This window comes from Agrococcus lahaulensis DSM 17612, assembly GCF_000425105.1.
GTDB classification, from domain to species: domain Bacteria; phylum Actinomycetota; class Actinomycetes; order Actinomycetales; family Microbacteriaceae; genus Agrococcus; species Agrococcus lahaulensis.
The window spans coordinates 435,875-454,227 of sequence record NZ_AULD01000006.1; the positions used below are offsets into that span (position 1 = coordinate 435,875).

17 protein-coding genes and 1 tRNA gene are annotated in these 18,353 nt (G+C 72.2%); 11 read left to right on the forward strand and 7 right to left on the reverse strand.

Going from position 1 to position 18,353, the window contains the following annotated elements; all coding sequences use genetic code 11:
- Positions 1-38: 38 nt before the first annotated feature.
- The gene (locus H508_RS15065; RefSeq protein WP_051222912.1) at positions 39-1,451 is read right to left on the reverse strand and encodes an MFS transporter; all 1,413 of its coding nucleotides are present in this window, start codon (positions 1,449-1,451) and stop codon (positions 39-41) included.
- Positions 1,452-1,620: 169 nt separating this feature from the next.
- On the opposite strand from H508_RS15065, the gene H508_RS0106890 reads away from it, so the two are divergent.
- The 10 genes from H508_RS0106890 to H508_RS15085 all read left to right on the forward strand — a co-directional run bounded on the left by H508_RS0106890 (position 1,621) and on the right by H508_RS15085 (position 12,972).
- Positions 1,621-3,135, forward strand: a complete 1,515-nt coding sequence (locus H508_RS0106890; RefSeq protein ID WP_084155180.1) for a fumarylacetoacetate hydrolase family protein — start codon at positions 1,621-1,623, stop codon at positions 3,133-3,135.
- Positions 3,132-3,833 (forward strand): GntR family transcriptional regulator, encoded by a 702-nt coding sequence (locus tag H508_RS0106895; protein WP_051222914.1) that lies wholly within the window; start codon positions 3,132-3,134, stop codon positions 3,831-3,833. The genes H508_RS0106890 and H508_RS0106895 overlap by 4 nt, the downstream gene beginning before the upstream one ends.
- 78 nt (positions 3,834-3,911) lie before the next feature.
- The gene (gene hpaE, locus H508_RS0106900; protein WP_026373516.1) at positions 3,912-5,405 is read left to right on the forward strand and encodes a 5-carboxymethyl-2-hydroxymuconate semialdehyde dehydrogenase; all 1,494 of its coding nucleotides are present in this window, start codon (positions 3,912-3,914) and stop codon (positions 5,403-5,405) included.
- A gap of 25 nt (positions 5,406-5,430) precedes the next feature.
- Entirely contained in the window at positions 5,431-6,525 is a 1,095-nt protein-coding gene (gene hpaD, locus H508_RS0106905) for a 3,4-dihydroxyphenylacetate 2,3-dioxygenase (protein ID WP_026373517.1), read from the forward strand.
- Positions 6,522-7,337 carry a 2-keto-4-pentenoate hydratase gene (locus tag H508_RS0106910; RefSeq protein WP_245569472.1) on the forward strand — a complete coding sequence of 272 codons (816 nt, stop codon included), beginning with the start codon at positions 6,522-6,524 and terminating at the stop codon, positions 7,335-7,337. Before hpaD ends, H508_RS0106910 begins: the two co-directional genes overlap by 4 nt.
- Complete coding sequence (locus tag H508_RS15070; RefSeq protein WP_035254218.1) at positions 7,334-8,143, forward strand: HpcH/HpaI aldolase family protein; 810 nt, start codon at positions 7,334-7,336, stop codon at positions 8,141-8,143. Before H508_RS0106910 ends, H508_RS15070 begins: the two co-directional genes overlap by 4 nt.
- Positions 8,144-8,164: 21 nt before the next feature.
- A complete protein-coding gene (locus H508_RS15075; protein ID WP_084155181.1) occupies positions 8,165-10,168 on the forward strand; it encodes an FAD-dependent monooxygenase in 2,004 nt (667 codons plus the stop codon).
- Positions 10,169-10,276: 108 nt separating this feature from the next.
- Complete coding sequence (locus H508_RS15080) at positions 10,277-11,107, forward strand: alpha/beta fold hydrolase (RefSeq protein WP_051222916.1); 831 nt, start codon at positions 10,277-10,279, stop codon at positions 11,105-11,107.
- The gene (locus H508_RS0106930; protein WP_026373519.1) at positions 11,100-11,636 is read left to right on the forward strand and encodes a TetR/AcrR family transcriptional regulator; all 537 of its coding nucleotides are present in this window, start codon (positions 11,100-11,102) and stop codon (positions 11,634-11,636) included. Before H508_RS15080 ends, H508_RS0106930 begins: the two co-directional genes overlap by 8 nt.
- Before the next feature lie 100 nt (positions 11,637-11,736).
- Positions 11,737-12,972: a YihY/virulence factor BrkB family protein gene (locus H508_RS15085; RefSeq protein WP_021010050.1), complete on the forward strand. Its 1,236-nt coding sequence runs from the start codon at positions 11,737-11,739 to the stop codon at positions 12,970-12,972.
- Positions 12,973-12,976: 4 nt separating this feature from the next.
- On the opposite strand, the gene H508_RS0106940 is transcribed toward H508_RS15085, so the two are convergent.
- Positions 12,977-13,378 carry a DoxX family protein gene (locus tag H508_RS0106940; RefSeq protein ID WP_021010049.1) on the reverse strand — a complete coding sequence of 134 codons (402 nt, stop codon included), beginning with the start codon at positions 13,376-13,378 and terminating at the stop codon, positions 12,977-12,979.
- Positions 13,378-13,776 (reverse strand): DUF1304 domain-containing protein, encoded by a 399-nt coding sequence (locus H508_RS0106945; protein WP_035254220.1) that lies wholly within the window; start codon positions 13,774-13,776, stop codon positions 13,378-13,380. The genes H508_RS0106940 and H508_RS0106945 overlap by 1 nt, the downstream gene beginning before the upstream one ends.
- Before the next feature lie 131 nt (positions 13,777-13,907).
- Here H508_RS0106945 and H508_RS0106950 point away from each other — a divergent pair, with 131 nt between their 5' ends.
- Positions 13,908-14,858, forward strand: a complete 951-nt coding sequence (locus tag H508_RS0106950; RefSeq protein ID WP_026373521.1) for a PLP-dependent cysteine synthase family protein — start codon at positions 13,908-13,910, stop codon at positions 14,856-14,858.
- Between the two features lie 52 nt (positions 14,859-14,910).
- On the opposite strand, the gene H508_RS0106955 is transcribed toward H508_RS0106950, so the two are convergent.
- The 4 genes from H508_RS0106955 to gltX all read right to left on the reverse strand — a co-directional run bounded on the left by H508_RS0106955 (position 14,911) and on the right by gltX (position 18,350).
- Positions 14,911-14,982 (reverse strand) — tRNA-Gln (locus tag H508_RS0106955).
- 102 nt (positions 14,983-15,084) lie between these two features.
- A complete protein-coding gene (locus tag H508_RS0106960) occupies positions 15,085-15,831 on the reverse strand; it encodes a hypothetical protein (protein ID WP_026373522.1) in 747 nt (248 codons plus the stop codon).
- Between the two features lie 111 nt (positions 15,832-15,942).
- Positions 15,943-16,860 carry an NAD(P)/FAD-dependent oxidoreductase gene (locus tag H508_RS0106965; RefSeq protein WP_026373523.1) on the reverse strand — a complete coding sequence of 306 codons (918 nt, stop codon included), beginning with the start codon at positions 16,858-16,860 and terminating at the stop codon, positions 15,943-15,945.
- Positions 16,860-18,350, reverse strand: coding sequence for a glutamate--tRNA ligase (gltX, locus tag H508_RS0106970; RefSeq protein ID WP_245569473.1), 1,491 nt, complete (start codon positions 18,348-18,350; stop codon positions 16,860-16,862). Before gltX ends, H508_RS0106965 begins: the two co-directional genes overlap by 1 nt.
- Between the last annotated feature and the right edge of the window lie 3 nt (positions 18,351-18,353).

Genomic DNA, 18,353 nt, shown 5'->3' on the forward strand with positions numbered 1-18,353 from the left:
CCCCGCCACGAGAGCGGGGCCGTTCCGGTCTGGTCGGGTCAGCGGTCGACGGCCGCCTCGCGGTCGACCTCGGAGAGCGCGACGAACTCGTCGCCCTTCTTCCAGCCGGCCCACTTGCCCGACTTCTCGAACTCGATCGAGAGCGGGATGCCGGTGCGGTCCTTCAGCAGCAGCGTGCCGATGACGGAGAGCACCACGGTCGCCAGGAGGTAGCCGACGATCGCCCACGTCGAGCCGGTCGCCTGCAGCAGCGCCTGCGCGATCGTCGGGGCGAACGCGCCGCCGATCACCGCGCCGATCGCGTACGCGATCGAGACGCCCGAGAAGCGCACCGAGGCCGGGAAGGACTCGGCGTACCACGCCGCCTGCGCCCCGTAGGTGAGGCCGAGGCCCACGCCCAGGAGGATCGTGGCCCAGGCGACGCCCGCGACGCCCGTCTCGACGAGCAGGAACAGCGGCACGATGCCCGCGGCGAGCGCCGCCCAGCCGATGAGGTACAGCGGCTTGCGGCCGATGCGGTCCGACGCCCAGCCGGCGACGAACGTGAAGACGAGCCACGAGAGCGAGCCTGCGAAGGTGGCCAGCTGCACGCCGACCGGGTCGAACCCGAGTCCCGGCACCGGCGCGTCGACGGGACGCGACGCCATGCCCTGGATGTAGCCGCCGGTCGTCATGTAGCCCGTGGCGTTGTTCGCCATGAAGACGAGCGCGGCGAAGAGCACGACGAGGCCGTACTTCTTGAAGACCTGGACGATGGGCGCCGACTGCTCCTGCGCGGTCTCCTTGATCTCCTGGAAGACCGGCGACTCGTCGACCGAGCGGCGCACGAGGTAGCCCACGAGCACGAGGATGATCGAGATGAAGAACGGGATGCGCCAGCCGACCTCGAGGAACGCGTCGCCCGGGAACAGCGCGCGGATGGCCGCGAGGATGCCGGTCGCGAGCAGCATGCCGATCGGCACGCCCGCCTGCACGAACGAGCCGTAGAGGCCGCGGCGGTTGGCGGGCGCGTGCTCGATGGCCATGAGCACGGCGCCGCCCCACTCGCCGCCTGCCGAGAGGCCCTGCAGGATGCGCAGCACCATGAGCAGGATCGGCGCGAGGATGCCGATCTGCTCGTAGGTGGGCAGCGCGCCGACGAGCGTCGTCGCGGCACCCATGAGCAGGAGCGTGAGCACGAGCATCGGGCGGCGGCCGATGCGGTCGCCGAAGTGGCCGGCGAGGAACGCCCCGAGCGGGCGGAAGAGGAACGAGATGCCGATCGTGACGAGCGAGATGATCTGGCCGAGGCCCGGTCCCGCCGGCTCGAAGAAGAGCTGCGCGAAGACCAGGTTCGCCATGAAGGCGTAGATGAAGAAGTCGTACCACTCGATGGTGGTGCCGACGACGACGGCGGCCAGGACCTTGTTCCGCTCTCTCGCGGACGTGTGAGGCGTCGTGCTGTGAGACACGCTGACTCCTTTGTCAGGGGAAGGGCGCCGAGGGCTCGGTGCCGGGACTGAGTGGAAGATATACGATTTCGTGCACGACGACAAGCGCCTTGGGCTGACCCTGAGCCTCGGGCGATCAGGCGCCGCGCGGCCCTTGCAGACCAGATTCGGAATCGTATACGATGCCGACATGCATGCATCGTCGCAGCTCCCGACCGAGACCCTCGCCTCCGCCGAAGCAGCCTGGGGCCTGCTCGGCTCCCGGCCGGCCAAGGTCTTCGCGATGCACATCGGCTACCGCGCCCGCGCCGCGCAGAAGGGCCGCACGCCCGAGGCGCCCGGCTACTTCCTGAAGCCCGCGACGTCCCTCTCGACCGGCGGCGAGGTCGTCGTGCCGGCGGGCACCGAGATCTTCGGCTTCGAGGGCGAGATCGCGATCGTCATGGGCTCGCACGCGCGAGCGGTGGACGAGGCGGATGCGTGGGCGCACGTCGCGTCGGTCACCGCGGCGAACGACCTCGGGGTCTTCGACCTCCGCTGGGTCGACAAGGGCTCGAACGTCCGCTCGAAGGGCGGCGACGGCATGACGCCGATCGGGCCGACGCTCCTCGACGCCTCGCGGCTGGACCCGCACGCGATCGAGGTGCGCACGTGGCTCGACGGCGAGCTCGTGCAGGAGGACTCGACCTCGACGCTCGTCTTCTCGCTGCCGCAGATCGTCAGCGACCTGTCGCAGCTCATCACGCTCGAGCCCGGCGACGTCATCCTCACGGGCACGCCCGCGAACGCGTCCACCTTCTCCCCCGGCCAGTCGGTCGAGGTCGAGGTGTCCGCGACCTCGACCGACGGCGAGCGCCTCTCGACCGGGCGGCTCGCCTCGACCGTGCGGGTCGGCGAGCAGCGGCTCCCCGCCTACTCCGCCCAGCCGAAGCCGACCCCCGAGCAGTGGGCCGACGCATCCGGTCGCCCGATCGCCGAGTTCCGGGGGCCCGCCGCGCCGGCGCTCGACGACGAGCTGCGCGACAAGCTCTCGCGCGTCGCGCTCGCGACCCTCTCGTCGGGCCTGCGCAAGCGCGGCCTCAACAACGTCTCGATCGACGGCCTGCGCACGACGCAGCCCGGCAAGCGCATGGTCGGCACGGCCCGCACGCTGCGCTACGTGCCGAACCGCGAGGACCTCTTCAAGAGCCACGGCGGTGGCTACAACGCGCAGAAGCGCCTGTTCGACTCGCTGCAGCCCGGTGAGGTCGTCGTGATCGAGGCCCGCGGCGACAACCGCTCGGGCACCCTGGGCGACATCCTCGCGCTCCGCGCCCGCCACCTCGGCGCCGCGGGCCTCGTCACCGACGGCGGCGTGCGCGACCTCGACGTCGTCACCGAGATCGGCGTGCCGACCTACCACGGCGGCGGCCACCCGGCGGTGCTCGGCCGCCTGCACGTGCCGTGGTCGTTCGACGAGACGATCGCGTGCGGCGGCGCGACCGTGCAGCCCGGCGACATCATCGTGGGCGACAACGACGGCGTGCTCGTCATCCCGCCCGCGCTCGCGCGCGAGCTCGTCGACGAGTGCCTGCAGCAGGAGGCCGAGGAGGAGTGGATCGCCGCGCAGGTCGAGGCCGGCCACCCCGTCGACGGCCTCTTCCCGATGAACGCCGAGTGGCGCGCGAAGTACGAGGCCGACACGGCCCAGGCGGAGGGGTCGTGAGCGGCCGGCGCCCGCGCACCGCGGCCGTCGCCGAGTCGGGCGGCACCATCGCGCCGTCGAAGTCGCAGCGCGCCTACCGACTGCTCCACGACCGCATCGTCGACGGCACCTACTCCCCCGGCTTCCGCCTCGTGCTCGACGCGATCGGACGCGAGCTCGACATGAGCGTCGTACCGGTGCGCGAGGCGATCCGCCGGCTCGAGGCGGAGGGCCTCGTCACCTTCGAGCGCAACATCGGCGCGCGCGTCGCCGAGATCGACGAGCTCGAGTACCACGACACGATGGAGACGCTCTCCTACGTCGAGGGCGCGGCGATCTCGCTCGCCGCGGGCCTCTACTCCGCGTCGGACGTCGCCGCGGCACGCGCGATCAACGACGAGATGCGGCAGTCGCTCGCCGACTTCGACCCCGTGCGGTTCACCGCCCTCAACGAGGCCTTCCACCGGCAGCTCACCGACGTCTGCCCCAACCAGGTGCTCGGCGACGTCATCGACACGTGCTGGAAGCGCCTCGCGCGGCTGCGCCAGTCGACCTTCTCGTTCGTGCCGAACCGCGCCGTGCCGGCGATCGACGAGCACGACGCGATCCTCGGGCTCATCGAGGAGGGCGCCGACCCGCGCCGCATCGAGCTCGCGGTGCGCGCGCACCGCCTCGCGACGCCCGACGCCTACCTGCACCGCACGCAGCCGAAGCCCTGAGCCACCGACAGACCTGAGCCGCCGACAGACCCGACCGCCGACACCGGCGACGACGACCCGAACAGACAAGGAGCCATCATGGCCGACCAGCCCGCAGGCATCCCCGACCTCATCCCCCACTACATCGACGGCGAGCGCGTCGCGTCCGTCGACGGCGACACGTTCGGCGTGCTCAACCCCGTCACGAACGAGGACTACACCGTCGCCGCCTCCGGCAAGCAGGCCGACATCGACCTCGCCGTCGCCGCCGCGAACCGCGCCTTCCACGAGGGCCCGTGGCCGCGCATGAAGAACCGCGAGCGCGCACGCATCCTCTCCCGCATCGCCGACATCGTCGAGTCGCGCGACCAGGAGCTCGCGCAGTTCGAGTCGTGGGACTCGGGGCTGCCCATCACGCAGGCGAAGGGCCAAGCGCAGCGCGCCGCCGAGAACTTCCGCTTCTTCGCCGACCTGATCGTCGCGGGCCGCGACGACACCTACAAGGTGCCCGGCACGCAGGTGAACTACGTGAACCGCAAGCCCAAGGGCGTCGCGGGCCTCATCACCCCGTGGAACACGCCGTTCATGCTCGAGTCCTGGAAGCTCGGCCCCGCGCTCGCCTCCGGCTGCACCGTCGTGCTCAAGCCCGCGGAGTTCACGCCGCTCTCTGCCTCGCTGTGGGCGGGCATCTTCGAGGAGGCCGAGCTGCCGCGCGGCGTCTTCAACCTCGTCAACGGCTTCGGCGAGACCGCGGGCGACGCGCTCGTGAAGCACCCGGACGTGCCGCTCATCTCCTTCACGGGCGAGAGCCGCACCGGGCAGCTCATCTTCGGCAACGCGGCCCCCCACCTCAAGGCGCTCTCGATGGAGCTCGGCGGCAAGAGCCCCGCCGTCGTCTTCGCCGACGCCGACCTCGACGCCGCGATCGACTCGACCCTCTTCGGCGTCTTCTCGCTCAACGGCGAGCGCTGCACCGCCGGGAGCCGCATCCTCGTCGAGCGCAGCGTCTACGACGAGTTCGTCGAGCGCTACGCCGCGCGCGCGAGGAACATCGTCGTCGGCGACCCCGGCGACCCGAAGACCGAGGTGGGCGCGCTCGTGCACCCCGAGCACTTCGACAAGGTCATGTCGTACGTCGAGATCGGCAAGGACGAGGGCCGCCTCGTCGCCGGCGGCGGCCGCCCCGAGGCCTACCCGGAGGGCAACTTCGTCGCCCCGACCGTCTTCGTCGACGTGCAGCCCGAGGCGCGCATCTTCCAGGAGGAGATCTTCGGACCGGTCGTCTCGATCACGCCGTTCGACTCCGACGAGGAGGCGCTCGCGCTCGCGAACAACACGAGGTACGGCCTCGCCGCCTACATCTGGACGAACGACCTCAAGCGCGCGCACCTCTTCGCGCAGGACGTCGAGGCGGGCATGGTGTGGCTCAACAGCCACAACGTGCGCGACCTCCGCAGCCCATTCGGCGGCGTCAAGGCCTCCGGCCTCGGCCACGAGGGCGGCTACCGCTCGCTCGACTTCTACAGCGACCAGCAGGCCGTGCACATCACGCTCGGCGACGTCCACACCACCCGCTTCGGCGCATCCGCCTGACCCTCCCCCGCCAAGGAGCAGCACCATGAACGAGATTCCCAAGCCCAGCGTCCCCGCGCCCGACATCATCCGCTGCGCGGCGATGGACCTCGTCGTCACCGACCTCGCCAAGAGCCGCGCCTTCTACGTCGACGTGCTCGGCCTGCACGTGACCGAGGAGGACGACGAGGCGATCTACCTGCGGTCGTTCGAGGAGTTCATCCACCACAACCTCGTGCTCCGCAAGGGCCCCGTCGCGGCCGTCGCCGCGTTCGCGTACCGGGTGCGCACCCCCGAGGACGTCGACCGCGCGGAGGCGTACTACCGGGAGCTCGGCTGCCGCACCGAGCGTCGAGCCGGCGGCTTCCAGAAGGGCTTCGGCGACAGCGTGCGCGTCGAGGACCCGCTCGGCTTCCCCTACGAGTTCTTCTACGCGACCGAGCACGTCGAGCGGCTGCACCAGCGCTACGAGCTCTACTCGGCGGGCGAGCTCGTGCGGCTCGACCACTTCAACCAGGTCACGCCCGACGTGCCGCGCGGCCGCAAGTACCTCGAGGACCTCGGCTTCCGGGTCACCGAGGACATCCAGGACGACCAGGGCGTCACCTACGCGGCGTGGATGCACCGCAAGGGCACCGTCCACGACACCGCGCTCACGGGCGGCAACGGGCCGCGCATGCACCACATCGCGTTCTCGACGCACGAGAAGCACAACATCATCCAGATCTGCGACAAGCTCGGCGCGCTGCGGATGTCGGATCACATCGAGCGCGGGCCCGGCCGCCACGGCGTCTCGAACGCCTTCTACCTCTACATCACCGACCCGGACGGGCACCGCGTCGAGATCTACACGCAGGACTACTGGACGGGCGACCCCGACAACCCCGTCATCACGTGGGACGTGCACGACAACCAGCGACGCGACTGGTGGGGCAACCCGGTCGTGCCCTCCTGGTACACCGAGGCGTCGCCGGTGCTCGACCTCGACGGCAACGTCGTGGAGGTCGTCGAGCGCACCGACTCGAGCGAGATGGAGGTGACCGTCGGCGCCGACGGCTTCTCGTACACGCGCAAGGGCGACGAGGACGGCACCTACAAGGGCGAGGCCGCGAAGGGCTTCAAGATCGGCAACCAGCTGTGACGAGCGACCACCTGCGCCCTGGCCGGGGCCTCGACGACGCGACGGTCACCGCGATCGCCGACGAGCTCGCCGAGGCCACGCGCTCGCGGGGCACGATCGAGCGGATCTCCACCCGCTACCCCGAGGCGACGATCGAGGACTCCTACGCCGTGCAGCGCATCTGGCGCGCGCGGCGCGAGGAGGCCGGCGCGCGCCTCGTGGGCCGCAAGATCGGCCTCACGAGCAAGGCGATGCAGGAGGCGACGGGCATCACCGAGCCCGACTACGGCGTGATCTTCGCCGACCAGGCCTACCGCTCGGGAGACGAGGTCGAGCACGCGCAGTGGTCGAACGTGCGCGTCGAGGTCGAGCTCGCCTTCGTGCTGCGCTCGCCGCTCGAGGGCGATGGACTGACGATCGACGACGTGCTCGACGCGACTGAGGTCGTCGTGCCGGCGCTCGAGATCCTCGACTCCCACATCGAGCTCGCGGGCCGGACGATCGTCGACACCATCAGCGACAACGCGGCGCTCGGCGCCGTCGTCGTGGGCGACGTCGAGCTCGGGCCCCGCGACCGCAACCTCGCGTGGATCGGCGCGCAGTGCTTCGTCAACGGCGAGGTGATCGAGACCGGCGTCTCGGGCGGCGTGCTGGGCCACCCCGCGCTCGGCGTCGCGTGGCTCGCGGGCAAGCTCGCGCAGCACGGCGACCGGCTCGAGGCGGGCGAGCTCATCCTCGCGGGCTCCTTCACCCGGCCCGTGTGGGTGCACCCGGGCGACCGCGTCCGCGTCGAGTTCCAGGACGCGGGGATGGTCGAGGTGGCGTTCCGATGAGCGCGCTCAAGCCGACCCTGCGCGACGTGCTGGCGGGCGCCGACCGCGCCCTCGTGGGCCTGTGGAACGCATCCGGCAGTCCGATCGCCGCCGAGCTCATGGCGGGCTCGGGCGCCGACCTGCTCCTCGTCGACGGCGAGCACGGCCCGATCGAGCTGCGCGACATCCTGCACATCCTGCAGGCGGCCGAGGCGTACCCGGTCACGACGATCGTGCGCGTGCCGTGGAACGACCCCGTGCGCATCAAGCAGGTGCTCGACCTCGGCGCCCAGAACATCGTCGTGCCGATGGTGTCGACCGCCGCCGACGCCGAGGCCGCCGTGCGCGCGGCCCGCTACCCGGGCGCCGCGGGCGACCGCCCCGGGGCGCGCGGCATCGGCTCGGCCCTCGCCCGCTCGGCCCGCTGGGGCCGCGCCGCTGGCTACGTCGGCGACGCCGACCGGCACGTGTCGGTGATCGTGCAGATCGAGACGGCGGATGCGGTGGCGAACGCCGCCGAGATCGCCGCCGTCGACGGCGTGGACGCCGTCTTCATCGGCCCCGCCGACCTCGCCGGCTCGATGGGCCTCCCGGGCTCGCCGGGCGCGCCCGAGGTCGTCGCCGCGGTCGACGCGGCGATCGACGCCGTGCGCGGCGCGGGCAAGCCCGTCGGCGTCAACGCGTTCGCCGAGGCCGACCAGGACCGGGTGCTGGCGCGCGGCGCCGCGTTCGTGTTCGTCTCGGCCGACGTCACGCTCATGGCGCGCGGCTCGGAGGCGGCCGTGGCCCGCATCCGCGACTCGCGCACCGTCGCAGACAGCTACTAGTCATCCTTCGAAGGAGAAGCCATGCAGTTCCACCACCACGGCTACGTCAAGGGCGACCCGCGCATCCTCCCCGCCGCGGGCATCGGCCTCGACCGGCCCGCGGAGCTCCCCGATGAGATGGACGTGCTCATCGTCGGCACCGGGCCGGCGGGCGTGCTGCTCGGCGCGCAGCTGTCGATGTACCCCGAGGTGCACACGCGCATCATCGAGCGCCGCGACGGCCGCCTCGAGCTCGGCCAGGCCGACGGCCTGCAGGCTCGCTCGATCGAGACCTTCCAGGCCTTCGGCTTCGCCGAGCGGCTGCTGCAGGAGGCCTACCGCATCACCGAGATGCAGTTCTGGCGGCCCGACCCCGCCGACCGCTCGCGCATCTACCGCGCCGAGGCCACGCCCGACTCCGCGGGCGTCGAGGGCTCGACGCTCAGCGAGTTCCCGCACGTCATCTGCAACCAGGCGCGCGTGCAGGACTACTTCTGCGAGTACATGGCCAACTCGCCGAGCCGCATGACGCCCGACTTCGGCTGGGAGCTGCTCGGCCTCGAGGTCGAGGACGGCGAGACCCACCCGGTGAAGGCGACGCTCCGCCGCACGGCGGGCCCCGACGCCGGCACCGAGCGCGTCGTGCGGGCGAAGTACGCGGTCGGGTGCGACGGCGCCCGCTCGGTCGTGCGCAAGTCGATCGGCGGGCAGCTGCTCGGCGACTCGCGCAACCACGCGTGGGGCGTCATGGACGTGCTCGTCGACACCGACTTCCCCGACATCCGCACGAAGTGCGCGATCCAGTCGGAGGCCGGCAGCATCCTGCTCATCCCTCGCGAGGGCAACGCGCTGTGCCGCATCTACGTCGACATGGGCGACATCGCGCCCGAGGACCACGGCAAGGTGCGCGAGACGCCGCTCGAGCGGATCGTCGAGATCGCCCAGTCGATCTTCCACCCCTACCGGCTCGAGGTCCGCGACGTCGCGTGGTGGAGCATCTACGAGGTGGGCCAGCGCCTGACCGACACGTTCGACGACGTGAAGCCCGAGGAGCGCGGCACGGTCGAGCCGCACGTCTTCATCGCGGGCGACGCGTGCCACACGCACTCGGCGAAGGCCGGGCAGGGCATGAACGTCTCGATGCAGGACACGTTCAACCTGGGCTGGAAGCTCGGCTCGGTGCTCACGGGGCGCTCCCCGGAGTCGCTGCTCGACACCTACTCGGTCGAGCGCCGGGACGTCGCCCAGAAGCTCATCGACTTCGACCGCGAGTGGTCGACGCTCATGGGCGCGAAGGTGCTCGACCCCGAGCACCCCGAGCTCGGCGGCGTCGACCCCAAGGAGGTCACGGCGCACTACCTCAAGAGCGAGGTGCAGGCCTCCGCCTTCGGCACGCACTACGAGCCCTCGATGATCGTCGAGGCGGGCGAGCACCAGCACCTCGCGACCGGGTTCCCGATCGGCAAGCGCTGCTGGTCGGCGCCGGTCGTGCGCGTTTGCGACGCGGTGCCGATGGAGCTCGGCCACCACATGCGGGCCGACGGCCGCTGGCGGCTCTACGCCTTCGCGGGCCGCGAGGCGCCCGGGCAGGGCGGCGCGATCGAGGGGTGGGCGCAGTGGCTGCGCACCTCGTCCGAGTCGCCGTACGTGCGCACGCGCCGCGAGGGCGACGACGCCGGCAGCGTCTTCGACGTCAAGGTCGTGTGGCAGCAGGACCACGACGCGATCGAGCCGCACGACGTCGACGACGTCTTCCGGCCGCGCTTCGGCCCCTTCCAGCTGCGCGACGAGGAGCTCGTCTACGCCGCCGATCCGGAGGACGACATCTTCGAGCGCCGCGGGGTCAGCCGCGACGGATGCGTCGTGGTCGTTCGGCCCGACATGTTCGTCGCCGCCGTGCTGCCGCTCGAGCGCCCCGAGCTGCTCGCCGAGTTCTTCGACGGCGTGCTGCTCCCGGCCGATCCGCAGCACGACCCGGCCGTCGAGATCGAGCCGCGCCCCGGCGCGCTGCAGCAAGCGCGCGCGAAGGTGTCGGCCGAAGCCTGAGCTCCTCGGTCTCGGGGCCCGCGCCGCCGTCGTGACCGACGCGGCGCGGGCCCTGCTGCATGCTCGGCGCCCTTGTGCAGCGATGGCTAATGCGATTAGCCTGAGCGCATGTGCACCGCCACGACCGCCCGGCTCGCCTTCGACGGCCGCTCGCTCGCCTTCGACGTCGCGGGCGCCGGCCCGCTCGTCGTGTGCCTCCCCGGCATGGGCGACCTCCGCAGCGCCTACCGCCACCTCGTGCCCGAGCTCGTGGCGCACGGCATGCGCGTCGCGACGCTCGACCTGCCCGGGCACGGCGACTCCGACGCGACGGCCGAGCCGCTCGTCGGCCAGCGCGACATCGCTCGCGCGGCCGTCGCGCTCGCCCGGCACCTCGGCGGCCCCGCGATCGTCGTCGGGCACTCCTACACGCCCGACAGCGCGCTGCTCGCGACGCAGCTCGCGCCCGACGCGATCGTCGGCGCCGTCGCGATCGCCCCCTGGGCGAGCACCGCGCCGCCCTCGCCCGCCATGCGCGTCGCGACGCGCGCCGTGACGAGCAGCGCCCTGCTGTGGTCGCTCTTCTACCGCTCGCTGCACCGCACGCCGCCCGTCGACCTCGGCGACCACCGCCGCCACATCGTCGCCTCGATGCGGCGTCCCCACGGCACCGCCGCGCTCCGGGCGATGGGCGAGGGCAGCGGGAAGGACGCGCGCGACGCCCGAGCGACGCAGACCGCCCCCGTCGCGGTCGTGATGGGCGAGCGCGACCCCGACTTCCGCGACCCCGCGGCCGAGGCGAATGCGTACGCCGAGGCCTTGCCCGCGGGCGTCGCCGAGGTGCGCACGGTCGCCGGCGCGGGGCACTACCCGCACGCGGAGCGACCGGTCGAGACGGCGGATGCGGTGCTCGCCCTCGCGCGCCGCGTCGGGTGGGCCGTGGGCTCGGCGCGTGCCTAGGGCGGGCCTCTCCCCCGCCGCGCTCGTCGACGTCGCGCTCGAGGAGCTCGACGCGGGCGGCGGTCCGCTGTCGATCGGCGCGATCGCCGCGCGCGCGGGGGTCAAGCCGCCCTCGATCTACAAGCACGTCGCGGGCCTCGCCGAGCTCGAGGCGCTCGTCGGCGCGCGCATCTACGACGACCTCGGCCACGAGCTCGAGGCGGCGACGGCAGGGCTCGAGCGGGCGGATGCCGCGCGGGCGTTCCTGCACGCGTACCGCGCCTTCGCCGTGCGGCACCCGGAGCGCTACCGGGCCCTCCCGGTGCATCCCCTCGGCCATCCGCTGCTCGAGGCGGCGGGCGAGCGCGTGCTCGGGATCGCCGCGCGCGCCGTCGACGGCCTCTCGGGCGACGACGCGATCCACGCGCTCCGGGCGCTCCGCGCGGCCGCGCACGGCTTCGCGACGCTCGAGGCCGCGGGCGGCTTCGGCCTCGCGACCGACGTCGACGCATCCTTCGACCGCCTCGTCGACCGCCTCGTGGCGCCCTGACGCCTCTCGCGCGACGTCCTGTCGACTCCCAAGTTCGGGCCGGTTCGCTGGGGTACAGTCGCCCGCACCGGGGGCTCCCGGAGGACGATGGGAGAACCGCATGTCGGACAGCAGCGACCGCCTCGACGCGACACTCGATGCCGCAGACGCGCCGGCGCCGGATCACGACGCGAAGCCCGACTCCCCGCCCAAGCTCGAGGGCGCGAGCTGGAAGTACGCGCTCAAGCGGGCCATCAAGGAGTTCGGCACCGACGGCGGCACCGACCTCGCCGCGATGCTCACCTACTACATGGTGCTCTCGCTCGCGCCGGGACTGCTCGCCGTCTTCTCGATCATCGCGCTCGTGCTCGCCAACAACGCGAGCACCGTCACGAGCCTCGTCGACGACCTCGCTCAGCGCGTGCCGGAGGACTACCGATCGCTCGTCGTCGACCTCGTCGAGACGATGACGAGCTCGGCCACCGGCGGCGTGATCGCGCTCATCATCGGCATCGCGACGGCCGTGTGGTCGGCCTCCGCCTACGTCAAGGCGTTCTCGCGCTCGATGAACATCATCTACGGCATGGAGGAGGGTCGCGGCCTCATCAAGCAGACCGCGACGATGCTCCTCATCACGATCGCGCTGCTCGTGGGCGTCGTGCTGCTGCTCGTCTCGCTCGCCCTCAACGAGTCGCTCGTCGAGGGCGTGCTCGGGCCGATCGCCGAGCCGCTCGGCCTCGGCGGGCTGCTCGCCTTCATGCTGCAGACCTTCCTGCCGATCTGGGCATGGGTGAAGTGGCCCGTGATGCTCGCGATCGTGATCGCGATGATCGCGCTGCTCTACTACCTCGCCCCGAACGTGCAGCAGCCGAAGTTCACGTGGGTGAGCCTCGGCTCGATCTTCGCGATCGTCGGCATCGCGATCGCTGCAGTGGGCCTCTACCTCTACTTCACGCTCCTCACCGGCTACAGCGCCTACGGCACGATCGGCACGGTCATGGCGCTGCTGTTCGCGCTCTGGATCTTCAACATCGTGCTGATCCTCGGCGCCGAGGTCGACGCCGAGACCGAGCGCGCGCGGCAGCTGCAGACCGGCATCGAGGCGGAGGCGACCATCCAGCTGCCGCCCCGCTCGACGAAGAAGGTCGAGAAGAAGGCCGAGGCGCGCGACAAGCTCGAGGCCGAGGGCCGCGAGATCCGCGAGGAGCACAGCGACGACACCGAGGACGACGATCGGGCGGATGCGCGGGGTCGCGACGACGACGGCGGTCGCGGCGATCGCGCCGGCGTCCGCGCCTCGAGCGAGGCGCGTCCCGCCAAGCGCAAGTTCCTCGGGATCTTCCCCCGGAAGGACTGACCGGTCAGCGGCGCGGAGGCCGCGTCGACCACAGCGCCCACGCGATGAGCACGGGCTGGAAGAGCAGTCGCGTGAAGCGCTTGTCGTCGGTGTCGAGCCCGAACGCATCCCGCCGGTGCAGCCACTGGGAGATGTTGCCGGGGAAAACGGCGGCGAAGAACGCCGCCGCGACGCGGCCGACGGCGCGGCGCCGCCCGTGCGGGGCGAGCAGCAGCGCGCCGCCGAGCGCGACCTCGGCGACGCCGGAGCCGAGCACGACCGCGTCCTCGCTCACGGGCGCGAGCTCGGTGACGAGCTCTGGCACCTGGGCGCGGAACTCGTCTCGCGCGAACGTGAGGTGGCTGACGCCGGCGAAGACGAGCGAGGCGCCGAGCAGCACGCGAGCGGCGGTGCGGATGCCGGCCATCAGACGCTCTGACCGAGGGCGACGAGGCCGGTGACGACCGCGACGAGCGGGAAGAAGCCCTGCACGACGGCGGCCCTCCCCTTCGAGCGGTCGCTCACGACGAGGTAGAGCGCTGCGGCGAGCATGATGCCCGTGATCGTCAGCAGCAGCGTGAGTCCCGGGCCGCGGAGGCCCGTGACGATGAGGATGACGCTCGCGACCGCGGCGATGCCGAGCAGCAGGTTGTAGACGCCCTGGTTGGCGGCGAGCTGCTTCGAGAGCGCCGCCTGCTCGGGCGTCGTGCCGAAGACGCGGCGCGTGCCCGGCTCCTCCCAGCGGAGCGTCTCGAGCACGAAGATGTAGCCGTGCACGGCTGCGGCGAGCGCGGCCGCGATGCACGCGATGACGGCGAGGTCCATGCGCCGCAGTCTAGGCAGTCGGGCTCGGATCGTGGCCGAGCGAAGCGCAGGCTTGCCGCGGACGCGCTCGTGTGGCATGACTGGAGCGAGCGCCGCGCTCGAGTGGCGCACACTCGCGGGAAGCAGGGCGCATGGGCGAGCACGGCATCCTCTCCTCGCCGCTCGATGCGATCGGCGGCACGCCGCTCGTGCAGCTGCGCCGCCTCGTGCCGCCGCGGGCGGCGCGCGTGCTCGTGAAGCTCGAGGGCGGCAACCCGACCGGCAGCTACAAGGACCGGATGGCGAGGGCGATCGTCGAGGCGGCCGAGCGGCGCGGCGACCTGCGGCCGGGCAGGCGCCTCGTCGAGTACTCCGGCGGCAGCACCGGTTCGTCGCTCGCCTTCGTGTGCGCGGTCAAGGGCTACGCGCTCTCGATCGTCTCGTCCGACGCCTTCGCGAAGGAGAAGCTCGACACCATGCGCGCGCTCGGCGCCGAGGTCACGCTCGTCGACAGCGACGGCGGGCGCATCACCCCCGACCTGTTCGTGCGGATGCGCGAGGAGGTCGAGCGCATCGTCGAGCGCGAGGACGCGTGGTGGGTCGACCAGTTCCACAACGCGGATGCGCTCACGGGCTACGCGGCGCTCGGCCGGGAGATCCTCGAGGCGGTGGGCGCGAGCGGCGGTCGCGTCGACGCGTTCTGCGCGGGCGTCGGCACCGCGGGCATGCTCGTCGGCGCCGCCGGCGCGCTGCGGCGGCAGTCCGCGCCCGTGCGGGTCGTCGCGCTCGAACCGACGACCTCGCCGATGCTCACCGAGGGCAGAGCGGGGCCGCACCGCGTCGAGGGCATCGCGACGGGCATCGTCCCGCCGCTGCTCGCGCCCGGCACCTACGACGCGGCGGCGACGGTCGACGAGGCCGAGGCGCGCGCGCTCGCACGTCGGCTCGCGCGCGAGGAGGGCGTCTTCGCCGGCACGTCGAGCGCGGTCAACGTGGCGGGAGCGCTGCGCCTCGCCGAGCGGATCGGTGAGGGCGGCACCGTCGTGACGGTCGCGACCGACTCGGGGCTGAAGTACCTCGCCGGGGACCTCTACCGCGCCTGAGGAACCGTGCCGCGATAACGGAAGAAGCCCCGCTTCCGCGGGGCTCCGAACGCTGGGGTACCTGGACTCGAACCAAGAACAAAGGTACCAGAAACCTCCGTGTTGCCAATTACACCATACCCCAATGGTCGCGCGCCGAGGCACTGCGAACCAAGAGTCGAGCATAGCAACTCCCGCCGCCGAGCGCGAATCCCGGTCGGCCGCGACCGCGGTCGGCGCGCCGGCGTCAGTCGCCGACGGACTGCCCCGAGACGTCGACCGAGTAGCTCACGACGCACAGTCCCTCGCCCGAGCAGCTGACCGCGCCGCTGACGGGGACGCCCATGGCGCCGGCCGCGCCGATCTCCCACGAGATGGGCTCGCCCTGCCGCACCGACTCCGCGGTGCGCGTCGTGAAGGCGTCGATGTCGGCCTGGTCGACGTCCCAGCCGAAGGCGACCGCGCCGAGCTCGACGGCGTTCATCGCGCTCGGGAACTCCGCCCAGCCCACGGGCGCGCGCTGCATGTCGATGCGGGTCACGGTGCCGCGCTCGGTGGTCGCCGCGACCGACGACATCATCTCCGAGAAGTAGCCCTGGCCGTTGATGCCGCCGCCCTCGCCGACGTACATCGTCGTGTCGAGGAAGCCGTAGCCCGGCGCGATGACCGCTTGGGCGTCGTCGGCCATCGACAGGTCGGCGGCGGCGATGGGCCGCTCGCTCAGGTTGAGGGTCACGACCTGGTACTGCACGGCGTACGAGGTTCCCGCCTCGCCGAACTGGGTCGTGTTGTTCGCCGAGACCTCCTCGGGCAGCGCCTCGCGGGGCTGGCCGAGGCCGTTCGCGAGCAGGTGCTGCGTGAGGAGGAAGAGGCCGGCGATGAGGGCGACGCCGATCGCGGGCAGCACCCACGACAGGATGCGCTTGCGGCGCGCCTTCCGCTCGGGCGGCGAGAGCTTCGTCGCCGACGAGGGTCGCTCCTCGGTGATCGTCATCGGTGGCCTCCTCAGCGGCGGTGGCCGCGCGCTCACCAGGGTACAACCGGGGCCCGTCATCTCGATACGGCCCTTCGGGCCTACTCGATGAGCGGAGGAGGAGCGAGGAGGCTAGAGCTCGCGCGCGATGAGGTCGCGGTTGATGACCGACGCGGCGATCGTGCCCGCGCCCGCGGCGACCGAGAGCTGCCGGAAGCCCGGCGTGATGTCGCCGGCCGCGTAGATGCCCTCGACGGAGGCCCGCTGGGCCCGGTCGACGACGACGAGCCCGTCGTCGTCGGTGTCGAGGCCGAGCGGCTCGGCGAACTCGAGCTGCGGGTGCCACCACGGGCGCACGAAGCCGCCGGTGCGCTCGCTCCGCCGGCCGTCCTCGAGCACGATCGCGCGCATGCCGTCGCGGTCGCCCTCGATCGCGGCGATGGGCGTGCGCTCGAGCGCGACCCCGTGCGCGGCGAGCCGCTCCGCGCCCGCCTCGCTCACCGCATCCGACCCGTTCGTGAACACCGCGAGGTCGTCGGTGTGGCGGCGGATGACCATGGCGCGGTCGACGAGGTCGGGCGTCTCGCCGATGAGCGCGAGCGCCTGGCCGCGCTTGTCGTACGCGTCGCAGTCCATGCACGAGTGCAGGCTCGTGCCGTACCAGGGGCGCACGTGCTGCGACGCGGGCAGCGTCTCCGACAGCCCCGTCGCGATGAGCACGGCCGACGCCCGGGTCTCGCTCTCGGCGCTCGCGCCGCGCTGCTCGGCCTGCACGGCGAAGCCGCCGTCGACGCGCACGACCTGGCGCACCGTCGTGCGCTCGAACGACACGGTCGGGTAGCGCAGCACCTCCTCGCGGCCCATGCCGCGCAGCTCGAGCGGCGAGATGCCGTCGCGCGTGATGAAGCCGTGCGACTGGAGCGTCGCCGCGTGCCGCGGCCGGTTCGAGTCGAGCAGCGCCACCGAGCGCTGCGCGCGCGCGAGGTTGAGCGTCGCGGCGAGGCCCGCGGGGCCAGCGCCGATGACGACGACGTCGACGTCGGGCTGCATCAGGCGCTCGCGGCCAGCCGCTCGATGCGGCGCAGCGTCGACTCGCGGCCGAGCAGCTCGATCGACTCGAACAGCGGCGGCGAGATGCGCCGGCCGGTGACCGCGACGCGCAGCGGCGTGAAGGCGAAGCGGGGCTTGATGCCGAGGCCGTCGATCAGCACCTCGCGGAGGACCGCTTCGATCGACGCGGTGTCGAACGACTCGAGCTCCGCGAGCGCGCGGCGCGACGCCTCGAGCACCGCGAGCGCGTCGTCGCCGAGGCTCGCGACCGCGTCGGCGTCGTGGCGGATGTCCTCGTCGTCGAGGAAGAGGAAGCCGAGCATGTCCTCGGCCTGGCCGATGAGCTGCATGCGCTCCTGCACGAGCGGCGCTGCCTTCGCGAGCAGGGCGCGCTGCTCGTCGCTCGGTGCGCCGTCGAAGACGCGGCCGAGGTAGGGCTCGAGGCGGGCGGCGAAGTCGTCGGGCGCGAGCATGCGCACGTGGTCGCCGTTGATCGACTCGGCCTTCTTCGGGTCGAAGCGCGAGGGGTTCGGGTTGACGTCGGCGACGTCGAAGGCGGCGATGAGCTCGTCGCGCGAGAAGACGTCGCGGTCGGGCGCGATCGACCAGCCGAGCAGCGCGAGGTAGTTCAGCAGCCCCTCGGGGATGAAGCCCGCCTCGCGCAGCAGGAAGAGGTTCGACTGCGGGTCGCGCTTCGAGAGCTTCTTGTTGCCCTCCCCCATGACGTACGGCAGGTGGCCGAAGCGCGGGATCGCGGTCGCGACGCCGATGTCGGCGAGCGCGCGGTAGAGCGCGATCTGGCGCGGCGTCGACGAGAGGAGGTCCTCGCCGCGGAGGACGTGCGTGACCCCCATGAGCGCGTCGTCGACGGGGTTCACGAACGTGTAGAGCGGCGCGCCGTTCGGTCGCACGACGACGAAGTCGGAGAACGAGCCCGCCGGGAAGGTGATCTCGCCGCGCACGAGGTCGTCGAACGAGAGGTCCTCGTCGGGCACCCGCAAGCGCAGGCTCGGCTGGCGCCCCTCGGCACGGAGCGCGGCGCGCTCGGCGTCGGAGAGGTCGCGCTCGAAGTTGTCGTAGCCCTGGCGCGGATCGCGGCCGCGCTCGACGTTGCGCGCCTCGATCTCCTCCGCGGTCGCGAACGACTCGTAGAGGTGACCGGCGGCCTGCAGCCGCTCGATGAGCTCGGCGTAGATCTCGCCGCGCTGCGACTGCCGGTAGGGCTCGTGCGGGCCGCCCGTCTCGACGCCCTCGTCCCAGTCGATGCCGAGCCAGCGCATCGCCTCGAGCAGCTGCTCGTACGACTCCTGGCTGTCGCGCGCCGTGTCGGTGTCCTCGATGCGGAAGACCATCTTCCCGCCGTGGTGGCGCGCGTACGCCCAGTTGAACAGCGCCGTGCGGATGAGTCCGACGTGCGGTGTGCCGGTGGGCGAGGGGCAGAAGCGGACGACGACGTCGCCGCCCGTGGCGGTCGAGAAGGGGACGCTCATGAT

What these genes read in the sequence shown, in the direction of transcription:
- H508_RS0106960 (WP_026373522.1), bottom strand. Translation starts at nt 15,831, where the DNA reads ATGACGATCACCGAGGAGCGACCCTCGTCGGCGACGAAGCTCTCGCCG.
- hpaE (WP_026373516.1), top strand. Translation starts at nt 3,912, where the DNA reads ATGGCCGACCAGCCCGCAGGCATCCCCGACCTCATCCCCCACTACATC.
- hpaD (WP_026373517.1), top strand. Translation starts at nt 5,431, where the DNA reads ATGAACGAGATTCCCAAGCCCAGCGTCCCCGCGCCCGACATCATCCGC.
- H508_RS0106890 (WP_084155180.1), top strand. Translation starts at nt 1,621, where the DNA reads ATGCATGCATCGTCGCAGCTCCCGACCGAGACCCTCGCCTCCGCCGAA.
- H508_RS15080 (WP_051222916.1), top strand. Translation starts at nt 10,277, where the DNA reads ATGTGCACCGCCACGACCGCCCGGCTCGCCTTCGACGGCCGCTCGCTC.
- H508_RS15070 (WP_035254218.1), top strand. Translation starts at nt 7,334, where the DNA reads ATGAGCGCGCTCAAGCCGACCCTGCGCGACGTGCTGGCGGGCGCCGAC.
- gltX (WP_245569473.1), bottom strand. Translation starts at nt 18,350, where the DNA reads ATGAGCGTCCCCTTCTCGACCGCCACGGGCGGCGACGTCGTCGTCCGC.
- H508_RS15085 (WP_021010050.1), top strand. Translation starts at nt 11,737, where the DNA reads ATGTCGGACAGCAGCGACCGCCTCGACGCGACACTCGATGCCGCAGAC.
- H508_RS0106940 (WP_021010049.1), bottom strand. Translation starts at nt 13,378, where the DNA reads ATGGCCGGCATCCGCACCGCCGCTCGCGTGCTGCTCGGCGCCTCGCTC.
- H508_RS0106965 (WP_026373523.1), bottom strand. Translation starts at nt 16,860, where the DNA reads ATGCAGCCCGACGTCGACGTCGTCGTCATCGGCGCTGGCCCCGCGGGC.
- H508_RS0106945 (WP_035254220.1), bottom strand. Translation starts at nt 13,776, where the DNA reads ATGGACCTCGCCGTCATCGCGTGCATCGCGGCCGCGCTCGCCGCAGCC.
- H508_RS0106950 (WP_026373521.1), top strand. Translation starts at nt 13,908, where the DNA reads ATGGGCGAGCACGGCATCCTCTCCTCGCCGCTCGATGCGATCGGCGGC.
- H508_RS15075 (WP_084155181.1), top strand. Translation starts at nt 8,165, where the DNA reads ATGCAGTTCCACCACCACGGCTACGTCAAGGGCGACCCGCGCATCCTC.